8 protein-coding genes are annotated in these 7,180 nt (G+C 27.7%); all 8 read left to right on the top strand.

Features of this window, described 5'->3' with window-relative positions; translation table 11 throughout:
• A partial coding sequence (locus SH09_RS17055) for a hypothetical protein (protein ID WP_235307525.1) occupies positions 1–278 on the top strand: 278 nt, incomplete at its 5' end.
• A gap of 161 nt (positions 279–439) precedes the next feature.
• Entirely contained in the window at positions 440–1,426 is a 987-nt protein-coding gene (locus SH09_RS12075; RefSeq protein ID WP_052495451.1) for an NAD-dependent epimerase/dehydratase family protein, read from the top strand.
• Between the two features lie 9 nt (positions 1,427–1,435).
• A complete protein-coding gene (locus SH09_RS12070; protein WP_042739910.1) occupies positions 1,436–2,149 on the top strand; it encodes a tyrosine-protein phosphatase in 714 nt (237 codons plus the stop codon).
• On the top strand, positions 2,150–3,457 hold the full coding sequence (locus SH09_RS12065) for a B12-binding domain-containing radical SAM protein (RefSeq protein ID WP_042739909.1): 1,308 nt from the start codon (positions 2,150–2,152) through the stop codon (positions 3,455–3,457). It begins immediately after the preceding gene.
• A complete protein-coding gene (locus SH09_RS12060) occupies positions 3,454–4,335 on the top strand; it encodes an HAD family hydrolase (protein ID WP_042739908.1) in 882 nt (293 codons plus the stop codon). The genes SH09_RS12065 and SH09_RS12060 overlap by 4 nt, the downstream gene beginning before the upstream one ends.
• Before the next feature lie 12 nt (positions 4,336–4,347).
• Positions 4,348–5,454 carry an aminotransferase class I/II-fold pyridoxal phosphate-dependent enzyme gene (locus SH09_RS12055; RefSeq protein WP_042739907.1) on the top strand — a complete coding sequence of 369 codons (1,107 nt, stop codon included), beginning with the start codon at positions 4,348–4,350 and terminating at the stop codon, positions 5,452–5,454.
• A complete protein-coding gene (locus tag SH09_RS12050) occupies positions 5,447–6,763 on the top strand; it encodes a hypothetical protein (protein WP_042739906.1) in 1,317 nt (438 codons plus the stop codon). The genes SH09_RS12055 and SH09_RS12050 overlap by 8 nt, the downstream gene beginning before the upstream one ends.
• A gap of 12 nt (positions 6,764–6,775) precedes the next feature.
• On the top strand, positions 6,776–7,180 hold a 405-nt coding region (locus SH09_RS12045), incomplete at its 3' end, for a P-loop NTPase family protein (RefSeq protein ID WP_052495450.1).

Below are 7,180 nucleotides of genomic sequence, written 5' to 3'. Positions count from 1 at the left end.
AAAAAAAAAGACTAACAACACAAACTTATATAAAGTTATTTGATTTATATGAAGATGGATATAGTATCGAAAGTGCTCTTAGAAAATTAGATATAGATTTTTCATCTAGGCAACTGGCAATGGATTATTATATACTACAATTGTGTATTAAAGTGAAAAAAATAATGGTTGAGCGGTTCAGTGTAAATAAAAATTGGGAAAGCACAAATTTTTGTGCTTTCCCAATTTTTTTACCAAGAAGCCATAACGGCATTGGATGTAGTTGGCATTCTTTCTAAACTATCGTTTTTTGCACAAAGATCCATAAGGTCATTAATATTAATTTCTTTCATAAAAACGTTGCCTCCTTTCTTATTTTTTATTAAGATATAATAAAATAATTCTAATGTCAAACAATTCTAAATTTTCGTTTTATTTCGATTTCAAAGGGGGATTAATTGTGAAAACAGTTTTAATAACTGGAGGATCAGGTTATATAGGCACAGTATTAGTTACTGAACTATTGAAAAAGGGGTATAAGGTCAAGTTATTAGATTTAATGATTTATGATAATCAAGTAGATGTTAATAATAAAAATTTAACAATCTATAAAATGGATATTAGGGAGAATAGTATTGATAAAGTATTAAGGGGAGTTGATATAGTTATCCATTTAGCCAGTATTTCTAATGACCCTGGTTATGGAATTTCAGATGAAACTGGTTATGAAATAAATTATGAAGCAACTAAAAAACTATTTGAAAAATGCAAAGAATATAACGTGAAAAGATTTATATACCCTTCTTCTTGTAGTGTATATGGAAATATTAATGAGGATAATATAGTTGAAAGTAGTAAAATCATGCCATTAACAAATTATGCAAAATGTAAATTTCTATGTGAAGATTATATATTAAATAATTCTACTAACGAAATGACTACTGTTGTTTTAAGACCTGCAACAGTATATGGGTTTTCACCTCGTCAAAGATTTGATTTGTTAATTAATAAAATGGTTTGTGAAGCTTTTGTAGAAGGTAAGATAACGGTTAATAATAGTGAGTGTATACGTCCTAATATTTATATTAAAGAATTGGTTAATATATATTTAGAGATCATAGAGTCTCCTTCTAAATTAATTCATAACCAAATTTTTAATGTTGCCCAGAATAACAGAAAAGTTTTGGATTTAGCGTATGAAGTTAAAAGCTTGTTTGAAAAAAATGTAGAAGTAATTAAAAAAGGATCTAAGGGCGATGCCAGATCTTATTCAGTTAATAGTAATAAAATTAAAAGCATTGTCAAAGTTGAAAACCTAAATTTTACTACAGGTCTCGAGGAATTGGTTAAAAAACTTAATGATTCCTATTTTGTAGACCCTATAAACAACGAGTTTTATTATAATGCATTAAGACAACCACAATATTTTAAAAATGTATTTAGTTAGGAGTATTTAATGAATGATTCATTTATAAATTATAGAAATTTAGGGGAAGTCATTGACTACGTTCAACAAGATTACATATTCCGTTCAGGTGAACCTAGTCCACAATATAAAGGCATTAAAAATATAGGTACAAGAGAATTAATATTTGAATATATTGATTTAAGAAGTGATGAAGAAGTATTAAGAAAACCGTTTCCCAAATATTTAATGAAAAAAGGATTGAAGTATGAGAGGAAACCAATACAAAATTATGATTTTGAGTTAACTATGACCCGACCTAACAGTGAAGATTACGCAAAATATTATATAGATATTTTAAAAGTAGCAAAGGAAGCCATATCATATATTATAAAAAAAGCTATTTATAGTAATGAAAAATTTGCTTTTGGATGTTCAGCAGGGAAGGATAGAACTGGTGTAGTCTCAGCGATATTACTAAAAAGCATTGGAGTAAAAAATGAAGATATTGCAAAAGATTACGAAGTAACTGCTGAATATTTAGTGCCTAAAATAAATGATTTTGAAGGGTCATGGAAAAAATTAAACATAACTAAGGAAGACTACTTAGTACGTTTGAAAACAAAAAAAGAAACTATGTTAAAGTTTTTGAATTATTTCGATTCTGAATACGTGTCAGTGGAAAGTTTTTTGTTAACTTTGAATATAACTTCAGAGGAAATTATTGAACTTAAAAATAAAATGATAAATAAGGAGTTTTTGTAAATGAATGTTTTAGTAATCTGGCCACCACATATACCTAGTTATTTTAATGCTGGTCATCATTTAGCGGTATTTCAAGTTGGTGCATATTTAAGAGAAAATGATATAAAAAAAGTGAAGTGTGTTGATGCAGGAGCACTAAATTACACATGGAAAGATATAGGAGATTTATTAATACAAGAAAAGTTTGATGCAATTGCTATTATGAATGATTTTGATGCTGTCGACGATTTTGAAAGGTTTATAAAATATGCGAATAAATTAAACCCTGAAGCGAAAATTGTAACATTTGGGAGATTAAGTAAACAAATACCTGGATTTTTTAAAAATTATAATATTGATGGAATAGTTGAATCAGGAGATTATGAGATTGGCGTTAAATTATTTTTAAATTATTTAGTAAATAAAGATGTAGAAGAACTACATGGGTTGCTAATTAAAAAATCTAGTTGGCACTATACGAAACCAGGATTATTTATAGAACCAGAAGAGTGGGTCTTACCAAAAGTAGAAGAAATACCATACAATGATTATAAAAATATGTACTTAAATGATGCAAATAAATTTTGTGGGATACCTTACCGAAAAGAGTTGGTTGTCAATGTAGCCAGAGGGTGCCCAGTGGGTTGTGAATATTGTGATGTACATGTAATGCAAGGTAGAAAAGAACGTCGACTTTCTGTCCAACGAACTATACAATACATAAAAGAATCATTTGAAAAAGTTGATTTTGATTATGTATCAATGTATGCACCAACTTTTACACTAAATAAAAAGTGGGTTCTCAACTTTTGTGAAGAACTTACAGAAATGGGATCAATTTATCCATGGAAATGTGTAACAACAACTTTCCATTTAAATGAAGAGTTAATAAAAGCCATGAGTGAAAGTGGGTGCGTAAGAATCAGCATAGGGGTAGAAACATTAGATAAAAAGGCCAAAGATAGTTTACCAAAAATAAAACAAGAGAGTGAAGATAATTTTAATAATGTAGCAAATTGGTGTGACAAATACGGAATTGAATTAAATTGTTTCGTGATTTTAGGGTTACCTGGAGAAACAATTGAAGGTGCTCAATATACCATTAACAAAATTCACGAAAGAAAAGGTAGAGTTAGACCTACAATTTATACTCCTTATAACTTATTGAATGAAAATATGAGCGTAGAAGAAGTATCTTCATTTAATAGACAATTATTTGTAGATAATGTGATTGACCCAGAAGATGAATTATCTATATATGAAGAATTTTTTGGTAAGGATAATCATTTAACAGAGGTTTATAAAAAAATAGAGAGCAAAGAAAGATGATAAAAAATAAAGAATATATCTTTTTTGATTGTATGGACACTATTATTCAGTTCCCTGACATGAATACAAAGAAAAATTGGTTGAGAAAAAATTTTCCAAAAGAAGATTTTTCGAATGATCCCTACTTAGTTCAAGGGTTCGCATATGCAGCTTTAGCATATGATTTAAAAATTGATCCAAGTGAGTTAAGAGATTATTTATTAGTAGAACATGTAAATTCATTTGACGAATTACTTCAAAAGTTGAAGATAAGATACAATAAGAATTTCATAAATGAAGAAGTAGTGAATTTCACGATAAGCTACATTGAATTTTTAATGGGGAATTGGAATTGGGTTGAAGGTGCACAAAAGACGCTGGATTATTATAAAAATAAAAAATTATATTTAGTAACAAATATAATGTACCCATATAATAAAATTATTTATGAAAATGGTATTAAACATTATTTCGATGAAGTTTTTCTATCAAATGAAATATCAAGAAGAAAACCAGATTTAACTATGATGAATAATATTATGAAGAAAGTAGGGGCGAAACCTAAAGATAGTGTCTTCATTGGAGATAATTGGCGTAGTGATATAGTAGGTTCTTTAAATGTTGGTATGGATTCTATCTTTATAAATAATAAAAACTCTTCTATAGGAAATTATTTATTGGAATTTGGATTGAAAGGATTTTTGGAAATGGATAGTGAAGGGAAACTCGCTATAAGAAAAGATTATCAAAACCTTTTAGAAGAGAATTTACCCCGAAAAACTTTTAAAAATAAATACAATATTTCAAAAAATGAAATATATAAAGATAGTAAAAATATAATAAAACCAATAACTATCAAAAATGTTGTGAACGTTAATAATATTTCAGAAATAATTTAGTGAGGGCAGGAAATGACATTTAATTACCATTATCATATTAAAGAAGACGTTTTATTTATACAAAGTAAGAAAAAACGTTCGAAACAAGGGAAAATAAATTTATCAAGTAATGAATTATTACATGAAAAATCATTTGAGTTAAATAAAAGAATAATGAAATCAGTGGTTGAGAAATCTTGTATTAATAGTTACGTTTACTTTCCACAGTTTATAGAAAGCTATGCTGAGAAAGAAGGAATTAATCCAAATAATGTTTTATTGTCTTCTGGATCTGATGAATCTATCAGAATTATTCTGGATGCGTTAGCTGAAAAAAGTGGTAATGTAATAATACAATATCCAGAATACGAAAATTATTTTAGTTATGCTGATTTAAAAAAAATAAATGTAAAAAAAATAAAAATTGATAGAACTGGTAGCATGACAGAAGACGGTAATTTAAATACTATTCTAAGTAAAGCAAACCCCTCTATTTTTATAATTAGTAATCCAAACGGTTTTACAGGAAAAGCTAAGTCTATAAAAGAACTAAAAACTTTAGCAGAGACAGCATGGCAGAATAACCATATAATGATAATAGATGAAGCTTATGCAGCTTTTACTAGCTTAAACCATAGAGAGTTATTAGAAAAATATGATAATTTAATTATTATTAGGTCTTTTTCAAAGAAATATGGGACTGCGGGTCTGAGATTGGCAGCTATATTATCTTCAGAAAAAATAATTAATTATCTTAAAAAATGGAATATGCCAAATAGTATTTCATCAATCGCTTATAATTTTTTGATAGAAATTTACAAAGTTTCAAGTTATTATAATGATATTTTTAGAGATATACACATGTCTAAAAATATTATAGGTAGAGAATTGGAAAAGATATTAAAAATAAATGTGACTAGCAATACAGATACAAACTTTATATTGTTAAATTTTAAAAAAAAGTACTTAGCAGAAAATTTTTGTGCTTATTTAGCAGATAATAATGTTATTGTTAGAGATTTAAGCCACATAAAAAATTTTGAAGGAGTCGTACGAATGACTGTAGGGAGTGTTAATTATATGGAAAAAGTTTTATCTATAATAAAGAATTATCATTTGAATGAGGGGTTATATGAATAACTATATTGATATACAAAATGGAAATTTACGTGCAGGAACAATAGATATAAAAGGGTATAAACATTCAGCTGTAACCTTGATCTGCGCAAGCCTAGCACTTCAAAAAAAAGTAGTGCTGAATAATGTCCCTAATATAAAAGATACAGAGGTTTTAAAAAATATAATAAGATATTTAGGAGGCGATGTAAGTTACTATAGTAATAAATTTATTATTGATTGCAGGAATCTAAAAAAATATAAAATCCCCCAAGAGTTAAACGAATTAATACATGGTTCTATATATCTATTACCAGTTGTATTGGGAGTAATGAATAAAATTGAAATTGGAAAATCCGGAGGTTGCAAGATAGGAGAAGTAAAAGATAAAGGTGAAAGACCTATACTTCACATGATTCAAGTGTTAGAAACAATGGGTGCAAAATTTTATTTAAAAAACGACACAGTATACGGAGAATGGGAGAAATTTTCTAATACTTCAATTAATATAATGGATTTTTCTGATGATTCTTCGGAACTTAGTGGATCGCTTTGTTCAGGAGCTACTAAAACAGCTTTACTAGGAGCTATTTTTTGTGAAGAAAACCAGATTGTAGAAATTCAAAATCCTTACCTGAAACCAGATGTTACTGAACTTATAGAACTTTTGAAAATCTGTGGCTTTAATATATTTTATGATTCATCCATTATTAGAATTAGTCGTCAAAGAGATTTAGTTGAGGCACCCGAGCATCATTTGATTTCAGATATTTCTGAAATCGTGACTTATATTTCTTTATCTATATATACAGATACTCCAATTACATTAAAAAATGTAACAACGGATAGAGTTAAAACAGCTTTGAAACCAGAGTTATTGTATCTAAAAAAAATGGGTATAAATTTAATTTGGGAAAATAGCACCTTACATATCCCTTTAAATAAGTGCATTCAACCAGTAGATATTAATGTAACTTGTATGGGTATTTACAGTGATTCTCATCCCTTTTTTACATTAATGCTAACTAAAGCGAATGGGGTTAGTACCATCAGAGAAAATGTATGGAAAAATAGGTTTTCTTATGTCGATGAGTTAACAAAATTAGGCCTTGAATTAAATGTACAAGATAACACAGTATATATACATAAAAGTGATGTAACGACTAATGAGAACTTATATCCAAAAGATTTGAGAAGTACAGCTGTCATTCTTATAGCTGCTCTTAAATCACCACAAAAGAGTAGATTATTTAACGTTGAGCAACTTCACAGAGGTTATGAAGATTTAATAGGTAATTTATTAATGCTAAATGCACGAATCACTAATTTATAAAGGAGGTCTATAGTGGATATAAACAACATAGGTAAAAGAATTATTATTATTGGTTCACCAGGTAGTGGTAAGACTTTCCTCTCTAAAAAGTTAAACAAAAAATTTAAATATCCATTATATCATTTAGACGACATTTATTGGAAAGAGGACTGGGTCTCAATACCTGATAATGTATTTCAAAGTAAAATTTTAGATATACTTAAAAAGGACGAGTTTATTATAGACGGTAATTATGGTGATTCTATATATTTAAGAGCAGAAAAAGCAGATACTATAATCATTATGAAAACACCATTATATCTCTGTTTGTTTAGAATATTAAAAAGAACAATACAGAATAAACTTTATAACGGGAAACATTTACCCAAAAAAATAAGAATAGCTAATAAATTTAAAAAACAGAAATCTAATGAAAAC

Origin of the sequence: Staphylococcus gallinarum (assembly GCF_000875895.1) — a bacterium.
GTDB classification, from domain to species: Bacteria; Bacillota; Bacilli; order Staphylococcales; family Staphylococcaceae; genus Staphylococcus; species Staphylococcus gallinarum.
Note: the sequence above shows the minus strand (reverse complement) of the source record. Positions and strands in the feature narration are given on the sequence as shown.

Coding starts and splice junctions, on each gene's coding strand:
- SH09_RS12055 (WP_042739907.1), top strand. CDS start 4,348: ATGACATTTAATTACCATTATCATATTAAAGAAGACGTTTTATTTATA.
- SH09_RS12070 (WP_042739910.1), top strand. CDS start 1,436: ATGAATGATTCATTTATAAATTATAGAAATTTAGGGGAAGTCATTGAC.
- SH09_RS12050 (WP_042739906.1), top strand. CDS start 5,447: ATGAATAACTATATTGATATACAAAATGGAAATTTACGTGCAGGAACA.
- SH09_RS12065 (WP_042739909.1), top strand. CDS start 2,150: ATGAATGTTTTAGTAATCTGGCCACCACATATACCTAGTTATTTTAAT.
- SH09_RS12060 (WP_042739908.1), top strand. CDS start 3,454: ATGATAAAAAATAAAGAATATATCTTTTTTGATTGTATGGACACTATT.